This is a genomic window from Pseudomonas sp. BP8, assembly GCF_017875955.1.
In the GTDB taxonomy this organism is placed as follows: domain Bacteria; phylum Pseudomonadota; class Gammaproteobacteria; order Pseudomonadales; family Pseudomonadaceae; genus Aquipseudomonas.
In genome coordinates, this window is the sequence record NZ_JAGINK010000001.1 from 4,166,637 (window position 1) to 4,182,704 (window position 16,068).

The following is a 16,068-nucleotide window of genomic DNA, read 5'->3' on the forward strand; positions in this document are numbered from 1 at the left end:
GTGCGGCCCCTTTGTTTTGAACAATTCAGCAACACTCTGCTGACATTTCCCGCACTGGGCAGTGAACCTGCCTACAAAAAAACGGTCTTTCGCTGACGGTCAAATCACCGACCGGTTCATCGGCCCAGCCACCGGGCCTACTTTTGTCCAGTTTCAGCGAAGACCATCATGCCCGACTCCCGCCCGACCCCATTCGCCCTGACTGCCCTGCGTGGCAGCCTGATCGCCGCCCTGATCGCCCTCGCCGCCCCGGTCCATGCCGAAGAGCCGAGCAGCGACGCCCGCTGGGTCAGCGACAGCCTCAGCACCTATGTACGCAGTGGCCCGACCAACGGCCACCGCATTGTCGGCAGCATCAAGTCTGGGCAAAAAGTCACGCTGGTCACCAGCCAGGGCGACTACAGCCAAGTCCGCGGGCAGAGCGGCGACCTGGTGTGGATCCTCACCAGCGACCTGCAAGCCGTGCCTGGCCAAGCCGAGCGCCTGCCTCAGCTCGAAAGCGAAGCGGCACAGGTGTCCGAGCAATTGAAGACCATCGATGACAGCTGGAAGACCCGTGTCCAGGGCATGCAGGAGACCCTAGACTCACGCAAGGCGCTGATCGACGAACTGCAAACCCGCAATAAAGACCTGAATGAACAGCTCGACCAAGCGCAGTCGTCCTTGCGCGACACCCAGGCGCGCCTGGGTGACGAGAACAAGCAGGTGATGATGCGCTACATGGTCTACGGCGGCAGCATTGCCGGCGCGGGCCTGCTGCTTGGCCTGATCCTGCCGGCGCTGACGCGCGGGCGCAAGCGCAACGACCGCTGGTTCTGAGGCTCAGACCGGCTGGTTGGTGACGCCAAAAGGTACGTGCACCGAGGGCACCACGGTGCGCGCACTGGACAGATGCCCCGACTGGTCATCGAAGAAGATGTGCGGCTTGAGCACCTGCAACACCCGGCGCTTCTCGATGCCGCCGAGAAAGAACGCATCGTTGGCCATCACTCCCCAGCTCTTCAGGGTATTCAGGGCGCGCTCGTGCGAAGGCGCATTGCGCGCGGTGACGATCGACACCCGCAGGCGGTTCTCGTAGCCGGGATGGGCAAGCTTGTACTGTTCCTCAGCCGCCTGGATCCGCGCAATACGCACGAAGAACTCCTTCAGCGGCCCGGGGTTGTGCGGCTGGGTGACGTTGGTCACTTCATGGGCGTGAAAGCCGACCAGGCCGTCACGCTGCATCACTGCTTCCGATTCATCGCCGGCGAGCACGCCATCGAAGTCGAAGGCGATGCGCAGGCCATCGTCGCGCTCGTCATCATCGAATTGCGAGTCGAGCACCTGGCCGGCCGGGTAGCCGGCCTTGATCGCGGCATCGACGTGCTGCTTGTCCGCGGACAGGAACAAGGCGATGTTCAGCGCCGGGATGTACTCGTAGGGTGACCGGCCCTGCATGAAGATCGCCCGGGTCATGTTCAGCCCGTAGTGTTCGATGGTTTTCATCACCCGCAGACCGGTGTCGGGGTCGTTCTGCGACAACAGCACGACTTCGACCAGCGGGTCTTCGGGGTTGTCGCACAGGTCATTGAGCGCCAGCAGGCGCTTGATGAACGGATAGGCCATGCCGCGCGCCAATGGCACGTGCAGGTGCTGCTGCTGGTACTTGCGGTACTGCGCCTCGCCTTCGCGGCGAAACACAGCATCGGAGTCGCTCAGGTCGAATACCGCACTCGACGCCACGCCGATCACCAGGCGGTCATCTACTTCATAGGCCATGGGGTGTTCCTTTATCGAGCCGACAACGCTATTCAATAGCCCAGCTTACCCGAGACCGGCGCACTGCCGATATGCCGTCAGAAATCGACCGTGGCCGACAGCTGCAACGCCCGCGGATAACCCGGCGAAATAGCCCCATACGAAGCAACCCCCGACCAGTACTCACGATCAAACACGTTCTGCACCGTGGCCCGGAACGTGGTCGGCCGACCGTCGATACGCGTGACGTAGCGCGCGCCGAGGTCAAACCGCGTCCAGGCATCGAGCGCTTGGGTATTGGCTTGGTTGATGTACTGGCTGGCGGTGTAGATCGCTCCGCCCGTGAGGGTTACGCCTTCAACCCACGGCGTGTCCCACTCTGCCCACAGGTTGGCCTGAACATTTGGCACTCCCACCGGTTCATTGCCCCGATTAGCGGCAGTCGCCGAATCGGTCAGCTCGCCATCAAGCAATGTCACTCCACCCAGCAGGCGCGTGCCGGGCGCGATCTCACCGAACATACTCAGCTCGACCCCGCGATTCCGCTGCTCGGCCTGGACTGAAAACAGATTGTCGGCGCCCACCTCACCACTGGGCTTCTCGATCTGGAACAGCGCCAAAGTGGTCATGAACGTCGCGTGCTCGTACTTCACCCCCAGCTCGTGCTGCTTGGTCTCGTAGGGCGCAAAGGCCTCACCGCCATTGCCCGCAGTGGCCGGGGCCACATCGCCTTTGCTCAGGCCCTCGACGTAGTTGTAGTAGAACGATACGTTGTCCCACGGTTTGACCACCAGCCCCACCACCGGTGTCGTGGCGCTGTCGTCATAGCGCGAGGTGACCACGCCGGCAGCACTGTAGTTGCGCGACTCGATCGCCTGGCGGCGCAGGCCCAGCGTCAGTTGCACACGGTCATCGAGCACTGCCAGGGTATCGGTCAGAGCGACGCCCGACAGCTCGGTCTCGGATACCCGCAGCACCTTCGGGGCCAGAAGGTACTGCTTCGACCTGTCGAGCGGATGGTAGATATTGGAGAAGACCTCCGTGCCGTTGGTGATGCCCCGAGACAGCTCATCCTGGTAACGGGTGGCCATCAAGGTCACGGTATGGTTGACCGGGCCGCTTTCAAACAGGCCGCGCAGACCGATATCCGCCGTCGAGCGATCGACGTTGAATTTGTAGTAGCCCGGGGTATTGCTGGTGTCCCCCGCGGCATTGAGAATGCGTGGCACCTGGTCGGACATCCGCGCGACGTCCGCCCTGCCCCCACCGGCATGGGCAAACAGCGTCAGCGAATCGTTGAGGTCATACTCGCCACCGAGCAACGCCGACTGCTCGCGAGTCTCCGACCAGCCCCAATCCTGTGGCAGGTTGCTGCGCCCGTTTGGTGCCGAGGGCACCTCGGTGCCCGCCGCAACGGTAAACGGTCGCGACGCGGCGTCCCACTGTTCTTTCTGGCTGATGAAATCCAGGTTCAAGCGCAGCCGCTCACCCTGGTAATCCAGAGCAATCGCGCCGATGTCCAGCGCCCGCTGCTGATTGTCGATGGCAGTGTCGCCTTGTGCGAGGCTGCCGTTGAAGCGCACGCCCCACTGCCTTTCGGCACCAAAACGGCGGCTGATATCGACATGACCGCCCACCTGGGTGTCGGAGGCATAGCTCGCCGTGAGGCGTGTCAGGTCTTCGGCCAGAGCGCGCTTGGGCACGATATTGATCACCCCGCCGACGCCACTGTTCGGCGAGATGCCGTACATCAGCGCGCCAGGCCCCTTGAGCACTTCGACACGTTCAGCGTACTCGGTGAACACCCGGTAGTTGGGCGCCACGCCATACACGCCGTCGAACGCCAGCTCGCCCAGGTTACCCTCGCCGACCGGAAAGCCGCGGATGAAAAACGAGTCGACGATGCCGCCGGCCTGCCCTGTGGAGCGCACCGAAGGGTCGCGCTCGAGGGCATCGGCGACGGTCACCGTCTGCAGGTCGGCCAAGGTCTTGGCGGTGTAGCTGGTGACACTGAAGGGTGTGTCCAGCACATCCTTGTTGCCCAGCATGCCCACGCGCCCACCGCGCGCCACCTGGCCGCCGGCATAGGCATCGGGCAAGCCCCCCGTGCGCAGGCTGCTCGCATCGATGTTGGTCGCGGCCAGGGTCAGGCCATCAGCGCTGACCTCAGGTTGGCGCACCAGCATGAACGTCCCATCGCCCAGCGCCGCAAGCTCGAGGCCGCTGCCAGCCAACAGTTGCGCAATGCCTTCACGCGGCGAAAAATTGCCCGCCAGGCCCGGGCTCTGCAGTCCTTCAGTCAAGGCCGGTTCGAACGACAAGGCGATGCCCGATTGCATGGCAAAACTGGACAGCGCACGGCCCAAGGCACCCGCGGGGATCTCATAGCGTTTTACTTCGACGGCATCCAGTTGGGCAGGCGCGGCCGCCCAGCAACTGGCACCGGCCGCAGCCAAGGCGATGCCCAACACAGCGCTACGCACGGCAAGGGCTAAGGCGCGTTCAGCACGAGGACGACTTGCAACAGGCATGGCGGATGGATCCTTCTGGGTAAAAAGTGGTTGTCACTCTTGTTGCCAGTCGAAAAGGAAAAAAGTATCAGCCACGCTGGAATTTTTTTCAGGACCCAGGCTCAGCGGGCTGAGAGCAGAGTCCAGTAGCCATTCATGTGCTCGCTCACCGCGACTGGATAGGTTGCCACCAGCATGTTCACGGTGCGCCGCCAGTCGCTGACCGGGAAAGCCCCCGAGACCGGCAGATCGGCAATCAGCGGGTCGCAACGGATGAACCCTCGACGATAGCGCGCCAGTTCGCTGACCAGCTCCTGCAGACGCATCTTGTCCGCCAGGAGCATGCCCTGGATCCACGCCCCCACGCTCTTGTCGGCAGGTTGCACGGGGCGTAGGGCGGAGCCATCGAAGTCGGTGCGTTCACCGGCCATGACCACCCGTGATCCGGCGTGCTGCGTATTGCTCGGCTGCACCCGGACCGCGCCCTCGATCACCGCCAGGTAGGTACGGCCGGCGGCTTCGCGAACCACAAAGCGGGTGCCCAGCGCCTGCATCCGCCCTTCAGCGGTAGCAACCCATAGCGGCCGCGCCGGCACCAGGGTATCCACGGCGGTCTGCACCAGAATCTCGCCACGCCGCAGGTGGATGAGCCGCTGGTGGGTGTCGAAGCGCACGTCGACTGCAGAATCGGTGTTGAGAAAGACTTGGCTGCCGTCGGCCAGGACCAGCTCGCGGCACTCGCCAATCGCTGAGCGATAATCGGCTGCCCATGCTTGCCGTTCTGCCAGGTTCCAAGCCATCCAGCCGGCAGGGCCAACGGCAAGCAACAACGCCAGGCGACTGATCAGCACGCGCCTGCCCTGATCGGCCGGACGCTCCAGCGCCGACAGTGAAACAGCCGGCGGCAAACCGGCCAGCTTGCCCATCAGCAGCTCGGCGCGCTGCCAGGCACGCTCGCGTTCGACGCTGCTGTTGCGCCAGATCATCCAGGCCGCCTGTTGTGCCTCGCAAGCCTCACCGGCATTCATGCTCATCAACCACTCGGCAGCCTCCTCGAGGGCTTGCGGGTCGATCGGGTCAGGCTGATTGGCGGCCATTTACTCGACCACACTCAAGCACTGCAGGAACGCCTGCTTCATGTAGCGCTTGACGGTGATCAGCGACACGTCGAGCTGCTCGGCGATGGCTTCGTACTTCATGCCGGCCAGTTGCGACAGCAGAAACGCGCGCCTGACCATGGGCGGCAAGGTATCGAGCATGGCGTCGATTTCATGCAGGGTTTCCAGGATCAGGTAGCGCGACTCAGGCGAAGGCGCCTCGGCGGGCGCAACTTGCTCCAGGGCCGCCAGATAAGCACGCTCCAACGCCTTGCGCTGGCACCAGTTGGCGAGAATGCCGCCTGCCACGCAATTGAGGTAAGCACGCGGTTCGTTGAACACCGAGACCTTGGAGGCGAGGATACGGGTGAAGGTATCCTGGACCAGGTCGGCCGCGTCGAGGGCATTGCCCAGCTTGCGGTACAGGCGCGCGTACAACCAGCCTTGATGGCCGCTGTAGAGGGCTGCGACGTTGCGTAGGCGGCTATCGGAGGGAGGCAGGGCTTCGCTCATGGGGCGATATTTTTTGTAATTGAGAACTATTTCCAATGTTAAGTTAAAGCCGGTATCGATGGCAAACTCATTTCTGCGGGTTGCCAGTGCCGGCCTCTTCGCGGGACAAGCCCGCTCCTACAGGGGTAGCGAAACCCTGTAGGAGCGGGCTTGTCCCGCGAAGAGGCCGGCACTGACACCCCACAACGCCCCCGCAGCGTTTCGCTACCCCTGTAGGAGCGGGCTTGTCCCGGTACAAACCGGAGACATCGTTTACATTTCAAACCGGGGACATGGTTTACAGGCTAATACGCATGATCAGGAGGTATTTGATCATGCCCTGGAACCAAGAGTCCCCCATGGATCAACGAGTCAGATTGATTGGCGAATGGCTTTCCGGTGATTACACCAAGAGTCAGCTTGCTCGCCGGTACAACGTCAGCCGCCCCACGATCGACAAATGGATATCGCGATATTCTGCGGGCGGCGTTGAAGCGCTGTCCGATGCCTCACGGCGTCCCGACAACAGTCCTAACAAGACAAGTGATGAGCTGTTGGCCCGCATTGTTGCGATGAAAGAAGCGCACGACAAATGGGGCCCCAAGAAGCTCATTGAGCTGTTGCGCCTTGAAGATCCATCCGTTGACTGGCCGTCCCCGAGCACCGCAGGGCAGTGGCTAGACCGACTGGGCATGGTTCACAAACGTGGGCCAAAGCGGCGATACGGGAAAAGCCCCACAAAGATGAGAGAGGCCAACGAGCCGAACAAGACCTGGTGCATCGACTACAAGGGCCAGTTCAAAATGCTCAACGGCCAGTGGTGCTACCCGCTAACAGTCACGGACCACGCCTCGCGCCTCCTCTTGGCCTGCAAAGCCCACAAGAACATCATGACGCAGCCGGTCATACAGACGCTTGAGTGGCTTTTTCAGGAGCATGGAATGCCAGAGGTAATCCGCTCTGACAACGGCAGCCCATTTGCTTCAGTCGGGCTGGCAAGGATGTCCACTATCGCTGTTTGGTTGATCCGCCTCGGGATTTTTCCCGAACGGACCGCTCCCGCGCGCCCAGATCAGAATGGTCGTCACGAGCGGATGCATCGCAGCATGAAGCTTGAACTGCCTCTGGGTCACAATCTGATCCATCAACAATTGTTGCTTGAGCATTTCCGCCACGAATTCAACTATGTCCGTCCCCACGAAGCACTGGGGATGAAGCGTCCATTTGAGCTGTATGTACCATCCAATCGGCCTTACCCCGGATGTCTGCCTGTCGTGGAGTATCCCGCCGAAATGGCTGTCCGCAGTGTCAGGCAAAATGGCTCGATCAAGTGGAAAGGCAAGCTGCTGTTCATCAGCGAGGCCTTGTCTGGCGAGAGGATTGGCCTGAAAGAGGTGGAGGATGATATTTGGGATGTGTTTCTGTGTGACCATCTCCTGGGGAGGCTGGAACGGGGTGAAAACCGCGTTCAAGCCTCAAATGTGTAAACCATGTCCCCGGTTTAAGATGTAAAGGATGTCTCCGGTCGTACACCCGCGAAGAGGCCGCCCCTGACACCGCACAATACTCACTGGCGCAACCGCTCCAATGCCTCAAGCACATAACCGACCCCCCGCTCCACCTCGCCCTGCCGACAGGCAATGCCCAACTGCCGCCACAACCCCGGCCGCAGTGGCCGTCGCGCCACACGCGGGTCCAGCTCGACCGCCTCGCCTTCCTGTGGCAGCAAGGTAGCCCCGTACCCCGCCGCCACCAGGCTCTTGATCGCATCGTTGAAGTTCAGCTCGATCCTCGCCTGCGGGTACAACCCCACCGCCGCAAACCACTCCGAAGTGACCCGCGACAACTGGGTGCCGCTGTCATTGAGGATCAACGCGCGTTGCGCCAGCCATGCCGGGGTGACCTTGGCCGGCGGACGCCAGTCGCTGGGCACGTAGGCCATGATCGGGTCGCGCCGCCACGGCGTGATCCGCACGCCTTTGCCTGCGACCTGGGGCAAGGCCACCAGGCCGATGTCCAGGCTGCCCTCGCGCAGCCGGGCCAGGGAAGCCTGTGATGTCAGCACCTGAACCTGCACGTCGATCCCCGGATGCTCAACCCGCAATACCTCCAGCGCACGCGGCAGCAAATGGGCGATGGCCCCCGTCGAAGCGCCCAGACGCACGCGCCCGGTCAAGCCTTCGACCTGACGCCGCACTTCCTCCAGGGCCATATCGGCATCGGCCAGCAGCCGCCTGGCACGGACCAGCAACGTCTCACCCAGCGTCGTCGGGCGTACCTGGCCACGCGTGCGGGTGAGCAGCGCGGCGCCGACCCGTGCCTCCAGCTCGGCGATGTGCAGGCTGATGGTCGGCGGTGCTAGGTTGAGCTGGCGGGCAGCTTCGGCAAAGGAGCCGAGGTCGGCGATGACGACCAGGGTACGCAAACGGTCGAGGCTGATTTCACGCATGGCCGAGATTCAGTTTTTATGAAGATCAGCATCATGATATTCAAATTTTCTTTCGTCCAGCAGCAAGCGAGCATAGGCCATCACTTCTTCACACGGACATCGACCATGGCTACACCTCTTGTCTTCATCGACGGCGACCAAGGCACCACCGGCTTGCAGATCCATGCACGCCTGCACGGCCGCGACGACCTGCGCCTGCTGACCCTGGCCGAGGCCGAACGCAAAGACCCGCAGCGCCGGGCTGAAGCGATCAACAGCGCCGACATCGCCCTGCTGTGCCTGCCCGACGCCGCCGCGATCGATGCAGTGGCGGCCATTCACAACCCCGCCGTGCGGGTGATCGACGCCAGCTCTGCGCACCGCACCAGCCCCGACTGGGTCTACGGCTTGCCCGAACTGGATGCCCATCAAGCCGAGCGCATCGCCCAGGCCACACGGGTGACCAACCCGGGTTGCTACCCGACCGGCGCCATCGCCCTGCTGCGCCCGCTGATCAGCGCCGGGCTGGTTCCCGCGGACTACCCCCTCAGCGTACACGCCATATCGGGCTACTCTGGGGGCGGCCGCGCGGCGGTCGAACGGCATGAGCAGCCTCGCCAAGGCAGCTTGCCGACCCTGCAACTGTATGGATTGGACCTGGCCCACAAGCATGTCCCGGAGATCCAGCAGCATGCCGGTCTCAGCGCGCGGCCGGTGTTCCTCCCAGGCTATGGCGACTATCGCCAGGGCATCGTCCTGAGCATCCCGTTGCAACTGCGCCTGCTGCCTGCCGGGGTGAACGCCGAGCACCTTCAGGCGTGCCTGGAGCAGCACTACCAGGGCGCCCGTCATGTGCAGGTAATGCCCCTGCACCAGCATGGGCCGGCAGCGGCGCTGGACCCGGAGGCGCTGAACGACAGCAACGACCTGCGCCTGGCGTTGTTTGCCAATGCCGAACACGGCCAGGTGGTACTCACGGCGGTGTTCGACAATCTCGGCAAGGGCGCCTCGGGTGCAGCCGTGCAAAACCTCGACCTGATGCTTGCCGGGTAAAACCGGGTAGACTGGTCAGCCCCGCGCCACGACCGGCGCGGGGTGTTTCTGCCCAGCCGGAGCTTAGCCTGCGATGTACATCCTCCGCCGCCTCGACAGCGTGCCGCCCGAATCCTTCCAGAACCAGATCCGCCAACTGGTGATAGACCATGTTGGCGAACTGAGCAGCGTCGCCATCAGCGCCGACAATGCACTGTACCCGCTGTATCAATACGGCGTTGGCCTGGAGGTCCACCAGTACCTGCAGGCCATGGATGGCACCCGCGGCCTGGCCGTCGAACTGCTGCTGGCACTGGATGCCGAGGCGCCCGACCAACTGCTCGGTTTTGCCCTGGCCTTGCCGGCGCAGGATAACCCTCAGGCCTGTGTCCTGGCGTTCATGGCCGTGGGCGCCAGCCATCGCCGCCAAGGCGTTGGCTGCGGTTTGCTGGGCGACGTGCAAAGCCGCTATGAGTGCGTCGAACTCAATGCCTTCGCGGCGCAGGTGCCGTGGTTCGAGGAGCGAGGCATGCAGGTGGTCGCAGCCAGGGGCCCGCAGGTGCTGATGAGCAGTACCGGCCAGGCCAGTGGTGCGCTGGTCGGCAGGCTCGATATCGCGCCGATCTACCAGACCGTCGAGGTGCGGCAGATCCACGCGTACCTGCTCAAGCAGCAGGGTGAAGAGGCGATGATCGAGGCAGAGCGCCTGCGCGATGAGCGCCTGGATCAGCTGGGGTTGCAGGCGCAAGCGTGCGTGCGGCAGCGGCGACTGGTGCATTAGGCAGGCTGGAGGGACCGAATTGGCTCGCGAAGCAGGGACTGCGGTGTCTGGCACCGGCTTCGCCGGTGTTCGCGGGGCAAGCCCGCTCCTACAGGATCCGGGGATGGCGACGTTTTGAGACATGTGCCACCCCTGCAGGATTTGGGGATGGCAACGTTTTTAGGCAGATGCTGTCCCTGCAGGATCTGGGATGGCGACGTTTTGAGGCATGTGCTGCCCCTGTAGGAGCGGGCTTGCCCCGCGAAGGGGCCAGTCCAGGCACACACTCACACCTGGGTCAGTGGTATCTCCCCTCCCACCCTTGTCCTCACGCCGCTTACCCACCGGTCATTGTCTTTCTGGCCAAACTCGGCCGACGCCTTATGCCCAAAGCGGCGGGCCAGATCAACTCGGTGTGGATCTACCCGCCCGCTGCGGATCGAGCCACTGCACTGGCGGCGGCAGACCCCGCGATAGCTATCGTCTGACGGCAAATATCCTGTCCGATCAGCCAGATTATGACTTACCTGTCCATACGTGTTGTTACATTGAATGACTGGTCAATAATAATGGCGCTATGGCATCATCGAAAATAAAACGATTAACGAAGGGTGAGGACCAACCACACTTTTTGCAGCGCCTCGAGAGCCTGGCCACCCCACGGTGACCCGGCTTCGCCGACCATGCTCTTGACGCCTGCACGCCACCGTCAAGGAGCATTCCAATGCAGTTCCGGAATATGAAGATCGGCAATCGGGCAGCCAGCGTGTTCGCGCTACTGGGTGTCATGGTTTTGGCCATGGGCCTGGTATCGCTGTACGAAACCCGTCAGATGGACAGTGCCACCGACGAGATCCGGGTAACCTGGATGCCCGCCGTTGTCGCACTCAACGACATCAGCAGCAACCTCGGCCGCGCCCGCGCGGTAACCCTGCGCGCCGCACTGGATGAGGATGCCAGTGACCGCCAACGCACCGTGGCCATGCTCGACGGCATCAACCAGCGGTTGCACACCAGCATCAAGGAATACCAGGACACGATCATCGCCGCCGATGACCGCGCGCTGTTCAACGCCTTCACGACTGCATACCAGCACTACAGCGAGGTGCAGAAGCAGGTGCTGGCAAGCCTCGCGATGGGTAATACCAGCCAGGCCCGGGCGCAGATCAGCGGCGCGCTGACCCAGGCCGCAGACGCCATGATGCAAGCCATGGCCGCACTGATCAGCTACAACGGCAATGGCGCCGAAAGCGCCTCGCAACGTAGCAGCGACGTGGCCGATGAAGCGTTCTCGGTCATTGTCGGGTCACTGCTGGTGATCATTCTTGCCTTGGTCGCCATCGCCACCTTGCTGACCCGCAGCATCGTCGTCCCGCTGGCAGAAGCCGTGGCCGTCGCAGAACGGGTGGCCACTGGCGATCTGACCCGTCAGATTCAAGTGCGCGGCCGTGACGAACCAGCCCTGCTGCTGGGTGCGCTGAGCCGCATGCAGGACAGCCTGCGCGACACCCTGCGCCAGATTGCCGCCTCTTCCGACCAGTTGGCGTCGGCCTCCGAAGAGCTGCACACCGTGACCGAAGACACCAGCCGCGGCCTGCACCAACAGAGCGCCGAAATCGACCAGGCTGCCACGGCAGTCAACCAGATGACCGCTGCCGTCGAAGAGGTGGCGAACAACGCGGTGAGCACCGCCGATGCCTCCAGGGGAGCCGATCAGACCACCCGTGACGGCCGCGACCAGGTCAACCAGGCCTTGGCCTCGATCCAGCACCTGGTCGACGATGTCAGCGGTACGTCCGCCGAGATCGAGCAACTGGCCAGCAACGCCAGCGACATCAGCCGTGTGCTCGATGTAATCGGTTCGATTGCCGGGCAGACCAACCTGCTCGCGCTCAATGCTGCGATCGAGGCTGCACGGGCCGGTGAAGCAGGCCGCGGCTTTGCCGTGGTTGCCGATGAGGTGCGCGCCCTCGCCCACCGCACGCAACAGTCCACGGCAGAAATCGAGCAGATGATTGCCGGTATCCAGATCGGTACCGAACGCGCAGTCAGTGCCATGCACAGCAGCCGCGGGCGCGCCAATGGCACCCTGGAAGTAGCGCAAGGGGCGGGTCAGGCGTTGGAAGTGATTGCCGAGGCGATTGCCTCGATCAACCAACGCAACCTGGTCATCGCCAGTGCCTCCGAGCAGCAGGCGCAGGTGGCGCGCGAGGTGGATCGCAACCTGGTGAACATCCGCGACCTGGCCATGCAGACTTCGGCTGGGGCCAACCAGACCAGCGCGGCGGCGCAGGATCTGTCGCGGCTGGCGGTAGACCTCAATGGGATGGTCGCGCAGTTCAAGGTTTGATCGTGCCCTGAAATAGCGAGGGCCGCCTTGCGGCCCTTCGCGGGCCCGCGAAGGGCTGCAAGGCAGCCCCACTACGCCGAGTCAGTCGTTAACGCCAACCGCCCGCCCCGCCTTCTCGGTCTTGCCCCGAGTCGCCAGGCAGTAATACAGCGGGCAGGTCACCAGCAGCCCGAACAACCACGACAGGTCCGCCCCTTCCACCAGGTTCGAATACGGCCCGACATACAATGCGGTGTTGGCAAACGGCAGTTGCACGAGGATCCCGCACGCATAGGCAATGATCGCGTGATGGTTGAAGCGCCCATAGATACCGCCGTCGGCGCGGAAGATCGAGGCGATGTCATACACGCCTTTCTTGATCAGGTAGAAGTCGATCAGGTTGATCGATGCCCACGGCACCAGCACCAGCAGCAGCGCCAGGATCAGGCCGATGAACTGGCCGATGAAGTCAGCCGACGCATTCAAGGCCACCAGCCCACAGCCCGCCAGGATCACCGCAGCAAGGATCACCCGCACCTTGATACTCGGCGTCCACTGGGCGAAGAAGGTCTGGATCGCGGTAACGATCGACAGCACCGCGCCGTACAGGTTGAGCGCGTTGTGGCTGATGATGTTGAGCAGGAACAACACCATCAGGATCGGCCCCAACCAACCTGTAGCCTGCTCGACTGCAACCATGGCATCGGTGCCTTCCGGCACGCAGAGCACGGCGATGGCGCCAAAGCTGAAGCACAGGATGGTGCCCAGGGTCGCGCCAAAATAGGTGGCCCAGAACGGCTTGGCGATGCCCACCTCACGCGGCAGGTAGCGCGAGTAGTCGGAGGTGTAGGGCGAGAAGCTGATCTGCCAGATGGTCCCCAGCGACACCGTGGCGATGAAGCCCGAGAGGTTGAAGCTGCCACGGCTATAGAAGTCGGCCGGCAGGTCCTGGACGAACATCATGATGAAGCCGGCGAGCAAGGCCGTGCCCATCACCCAGGTACCGATGCGGTTCAGGGCGTGGATGAAGCGGTAGCCGATCACCCCAATCGCCGTCGCGCTCAATGCGCCGATAACGATCGCGCTGGGCATCGGCACGCTCGGCACGATGCCATGGATCGACTTGCCCGCCAGGACGATGTTGGAAATAAAGAAGCCGACATAGATCAGCGCGGTGAAGAACACGATCAGCAAGGCGCCGTAGCGGCCAAACTGACCACGGCTCTGGACCATCTGCGGGATGCCCAGTTGCGGGCCCTGCGCAGACGCCAGGGCGATGACTACGCCGCCCAGCAAATGGCCGATGACAATCGCCAGCAGCCCCCACACCAGGTTCAGGTGAAACACCTGGATGACCATGGCACCGGTGACGATTGGCAGTGGCGCGATATTGGTGCTGAACCAGAGAGTGAACAGGTCGCGCGCCTTCCCATGGCGCTCGGCAGGTGGAACGTAATCGACCGTGTGATTTTCGACAAACTGGTGTTGCGAAGACGACTGGGACATAGGTTTTCAGCTCGAAAGGGTCGTTTTTTATCGTTGTAGGAAACCGCTCTGGGCGGCCTCTCAGCTGCGGACCATATTATGGTATTCCAAACTTTTGACAACACTGCTCCGCTTGAAAAATCAGTAACTGATCCGGTTCAGCAACTCCATCAATCTTCGCGCTTTAACAGCAAGGCCACGGATTCTGTGGGCTTGCGCCATTCATCGTGATTTTTTGCAGCAGCAAAATTCCGCTTGCAAATCGAGTATTACGGTATACCATCAGACACATCAACGATAAAAAGCGGATCACCGCTGCCCCATCCGAGGAACACGTCATGATCGACGCAACCGTCTACAAGAACGTCCTGGGCTCCTTCCCTTCCGGCGTTACCGTCATCACCACCCTGGACGATGACGGCCAGATCGTGGGCTTGACCGCCAGCGCCTTCTCCTCGCTGTCGATGGACCCGCCGCTGGTGCTGTTCTGCCCCAACTACAGCTCCGACTCCTACCCTGTGCTGATCGCGAAAAAGCGCTTCGCCATTCACCTGCTCTCCGGTGACCAGCAAGCTGAAGCCTATGCCTTCGCGAAAAAAGGCAAGGACAAGGCCGCCGGCATCGAGTGGACCCTGAGCGCGCTGGGCAACCCGCTGCTGGCCAACGCCACGGCCATCATCGAATGCGAACTGTGGCGCGAGTACGAAGGTGGCGATCACGCCATCATGGTCGGCAAGGTGCAGAACCTGATCGTCCCCGAGCAAGCGCCACTGCCGATGATCTACTGCCGCGGCAAGATGGCCAGCCTGCCCGCCTTCGCCTGAAGCTACCTATTCTGTTGACGGGTACCGGGCGTGCCCGTCGAGATTCCTGACGTCGGCCCCGGCCGGCGTGACCTTCAAGTTTCGAGGAAAGCCCCATGAAATTTTCGTTGTTCGTGCACATGGAACGTTGGGATGATCAGGTCAGCCACCGCCAGCTGTTCGAAGACCTCACCGAACTGACCCTGATGGCCGAAGACGGCGGTTTCAGCACCGTGTGGATCGGCGAACACCACGCCATGGAATACACCATCTCGCCGAGCCCGATGCCGCTGCTGGCCTACCTTGCCGCGCGCACCGAGAAAATCCGCCTGGGTGCTGGCACCATCATTGCGCCGTTCTGGAATCCGATCCGGGTTGCCGGCGAATGCGCCTTGCTCGACGTGATCAGCAACGGTCGCATGGAAGTCGGCCTGGCCCGCGGCGCCTACCAGTTCGAGTTCGACCGCATGGCCAACGGCATGCCCGCCACCGACGGCGGCAAGGCCCTGCGCGAGATGGTCCCGGCGGTGCGCGAGCTGTGGAAAGGTGACTATGCCTTTGAAGGTGAGGTGTACAAGTTCCCGTTGTCCACCAGCGTGCCCAAGCCGGTCCAGAATGGCATGCCGCCCATGTGGATTGCTGCCCGCGACCCTGACTCGCACAACTTTGCGGTGAAGAACGGCTGCAACGTGATGGTCACGCCGTTGATGAAGGGCGACGAGGAAGTGCTGGACCTGAAAAACAAGTTCCAGGCCGCTCTCGACAACAATCCAGACGTGCCGCGCCCGCAACTGATGGTGCTGCGCCATACCCACGTGCACAGTGCCGACGAGCCGGAAGGCTGGAAGATCGGTGCCCAGGCCATTTCGCGCTTCTACCGCACCTTTGATGCGTGGTTTGGCAACAAGCAGACGCCGGTCAATGGCTTTCTCGAGCCGAGTCCAGAATCGAAGTTTGCTGAAGTGCCGGCGTTTGCGCTGGATAACATCCGCAAGAACACCATGATCGGCACGCCAGAAGAGATCATTGCGCGCATCAAGTACTACCAGGAGCTGGGTGTCGACGAGTTCAGTTTCTGGTGTGACAACAGCTTGCCGCATGCCGAGAAGAAGAAGTCGCTTGAGCTGTTCATCAAGGAAGTGGTGCCGGCGTTCAACTGAATTCCCTTTGCCTGATTGATTGCGGGAACAGCCCGCTCCCGCCTGTGCGGGAGCGGGCATTTTTTTGGTTGTTCGCGGATTGTTCGGGGAGATGATCTGCTGGTTTGGTTTGGTTTGGTTTGGCTTGGCTTGGCTTGGCTTGGCTTGGCTTACTGGCTTAGGAATTGTGGGCTTATCCATTTGATGTGGTGGCTTTTCGGGCCCCTTCCGCCCTTACGGCGGGTCACTTTTTTTC

At 62.3% G+C, this 16,068-nt stretch carries 13 protein-coding genes; 7 read left to right on the plus strand and 6 right to left on the minus strand.

Annotation, left to right across the window (positions count from 1 at the left end):
• The first annotated feature begins 168 nt into the window (after nucleotides 1-168).
• Nucleotides 169-819, plus strand: coding sequence for a TIGR04211 family SH3 domain-containing protein (locus J3B00_RS18145; protein ID WP_209869719.1), 651 nt, complete (start codon nucleotides 169-171; stop codon nucleotides 817-819).
• A gap of 3 nt (nucleotides 820-822) precedes the next feature.
• Here the strand turns inward: J3B00_RS18145 and J3B00_RS18150 are convergent, their stop codons facing one another.
• From J3B00_RS18150 to J3B00_RS18165, 4 genes are all read right to left on the minus strand, one after another.
• Complete coding sequence (locus J3B00_RS18150; RefSeq protein WP_209869723.1) at nucleotides 823-1,758, minus strand: 5'-nucleotidase; 936 nt, start codon at nucleotides 1,756-1,758, stop codon at nucleotides 823-825.
• A gap of 77 nt (nucleotides 1,759-1,835) precedes the next feature.
• Nucleotides 1,836-4,268 carry a TonB-dependent receptor gene (locus J3B00_RS18155; protein WP_209869726.1) on the minus strand — a complete coding sequence of 811 codons (2,433 nt, stop codon included), beginning with the start codon at nucleotides 4,266-4,268 and terminating at the stop codon, nucleotides 1,836-1,838.
• 101 nt (nucleotides 4,269-4,369) lie between these two features.
• Nucleotides 4,370-5,344 carry a FecR family protein gene (locus tag J3B00_RS18160; RefSeq protein ID WP_209869729.1) on the minus strand — a complete coding sequence of 325 codons (975 nt, stop codon included), beginning with the start codon at nucleotides 5,342-5,344 and terminating at the stop codon, nucleotides 4,370-4,372.
• A complete protein-coding gene (locus J3B00_RS18165; RefSeq protein ID WP_209869733.1) occupies nucleotides 5,345-5,857 on the minus strand; it encodes a sigma-70 family RNA polymerase sigma factor in 513 nt (170 codons plus the stop codon). It lies immediately after the preceding gene.
• 338 nt (nucleotides 5,858-6,195) lie between these two features.
• On the opposite strand from J3B00_RS18165, the gene J3B00_RS18170 reads away from it, so the two are divergent.
• A complete protein-coding gene (locus J3B00_RS18170; RefSeq protein ID WP_245362473.1) occupies nucleotides 6,196-7,323 on the plus strand; it encodes a DDE-type integrase/transposase/recombinase in 1,128 nt (375 codons plus the stop codon).
• An 80-nt stretch (nucleotides 7,324-7,403) separates the two neighbouring features.
• Here the strand turns inward: J3B00_RS18170 and J3B00_RS18175 are convergent, their stop codons facing one another.
• On the minus strand, nucleotides 7,404-8,285 hold the full coding sequence (locus tag J3B00_RS18175) for a LysR family transcriptional regulator (RefSeq protein WP_209869737.1): 882 nt from the start codon (nucleotides 8,283-8,285) through the stop codon (nucleotides 7,404-7,406).
• Nucleotides 8,286-8,390: 105 nt separating this feature from the next.
• Between J3B00_RS18175 and argC the strand changes: the two genes are divergently transcribed.
• The 3 genes from argC to J3B00_RS18190 all read left to right on the plus strand — a co-directional run bounded on the left by argC (nucleotide 8,391) and on the right by J3B00_RS18190 (nucleotide 12,406).
• Nucleotides 8,391-9,317, plus strand: coding sequence for an N-acetyl-gamma-glutamyl-phosphate reductase (argC, locus tag J3B00_RS18180; RefSeq protein ID WP_209869742.1), 927 nt, complete (start codon nucleotides 8,391-8,393; stop codon nucleotides 9,315-9,317).
• Nucleotides 9,318-9,390: 73 nt separating this feature from the next.
• Nucleotides 9,391-10,077 (plus strand): GNAT family N-acetyltransferase, encoded by a 687-nt coding sequence (locus tag J3B00_RS18185; RefSeq protein ID WP_209869746.1) that lies wholly within the window; start codon nucleotides 9,391-9,393, stop codon nucleotides 10,075-10,077.
• Between the two features lie 703 nt (nucleotides 10,078-10,780).
• A complete protein-coding gene (locus tag J3B00_RS18190) occupies nucleotides 10,781-12,406 on the plus strand; it encodes a methyl-accepting chemotaxis protein (protein WP_209869749.1) in 1,626 nt (541 codons plus the stop codon).
• 81 nt (nucleotides 12,407-12,487) lie between these two features.
• Here the strand turns inward: J3B00_RS18190 and J3B00_RS18195 are convergent, their stop codons facing one another.
• The gene (locus J3B00_RS18195) at nucleotides 12,488-13,891 is read right to left on the minus strand and encodes a cytosine permease (RefSeq protein ID WP_209869752.1); all 1,404 of its coding nucleotides are present in this window, start codon (nucleotides 13,889-13,891) and stop codon (nucleotides 12,488-12,490) included.
• A 317-nt stretch (nucleotides 13,892-14,208) separates the two neighbouring features.
• Between J3B00_RS18195 and J3B00_RS18200 the strand changes: the two genes are divergently transcribed.
• The gene (locus J3B00_RS18200) at nucleotides 14,209-14,694 is read left to right on the plus strand and encodes a flavin reductase family protein (protein ID WP_119141391.1); all 486 of its coding nucleotides are present in this window, start codon (nucleotides 14,209-14,211) and stop codon (nucleotides 14,692-14,694) included.
• A 95-nt stretch (nucleotides 14,695-14,789) separates the two neighbouring features.
• Nucleotides 14,790-15,833 carry an LLM class flavin-dependent oxidoreductase gene (locus tag J3B00_RS18205; protein ID WP_209869755.1) on the plus strand — a complete coding sequence of 348 codons (1,044 nt, stop codon included), beginning with the start codon at nucleotides 14,790-14,792 and terminating at the stop codon, nucleotides 15,831-15,833.
• Nucleotides 15,834-16,068 lie beyond the last annotated feature (235 nt).

Coding starts and splice junctions, on each gene's coding strand:
- J3B00_RS18145 (WP_209869719.1), top strand. CDS start 169: ATGCCCGACTCCCGCCCGACCCCATTCGCCCTGACTGCCCTGCGTGGC.
- J3B00_RS18150 (WP_209869723.1), bottom strand. CDS start 1,758: ATGGCCTATGAAGTAGATGACCGCCTGGTGATCGGCGTGGCGTCGAGT.
- J3B00_RS18155 (WP_209869726.1), bottom strand. CDS start 4,268: ATGCCTGTTGCAAGTCGTCCTCGTGCTGAACGCGCCTTAGCCCTTGCC.
- J3B00_RS18160 (WP_209869729.1), bottom strand. CDS start 5,344: ATGGCCGCCAATCAGCCTGACCCGATCGACCCGCAAGCCCTCGAGGAG.
- J3B00_RS18165 (WP_209869733.1), bottom strand. CDS start 5,857: ATGAGCGAAGCCCTGCCTCCCTCCGATAGCCGCCTACGCAACGTCGCA.
- J3B00_RS18170 (WP_245362473.1), top strand. CDS start 6,196: ATGGATCAACGAGTCAGATTGATTGGCGAATGGCTTTCCGGTGATTAC.
- J3B00_RS18175 (WP_209869737.1), bottom strand. CDS start 8,285: ATGCGTGAAATCAGCCTCGACCGTTTGCGTACCCTGGTCGTCATCGCC.
- argC (WP_209869742.1), top strand. CDS start 8,391: ATGGCTACACCTCTTGTCTTCATCGACGGCGACCAAGGCACCACCGGC.
- J3B00_RS18185 (WP_209869746.1), top strand. CDS start 9,391: ATGTACATCCTCCGCCGCCTCGACAGCGTGCCGCCCGAATCCTTCCAG.
- J3B00_RS18190 (WP_209869749.1), top strand. CDS start 10,781: ATGCAGTTCCGGAATATGAAGATCGGCAATCGGGCAGCCAGCGTGTTC.
- J3B00_RS18195 (WP_209869752.1), bottom strand. CDS start 13,891: ATGTCCCAGTCGTCTTCGCAACACCAGTTTGTCGAAAATCACACGGTC.
- J3B00_RS18200 (WP_119141391.1), top strand. CDS start 14,209: ATGATCGACGCAACCGTCTACAAGAACGTCCTGGGCTCCTTCCCTTCC.
- J3B00_RS18205 (WP_209869755.1), top strand. CDS start 14,790: ATGAAATTTTCGTTGTTCGTGCACATGGAACGTTGGGATGATCAGGTC.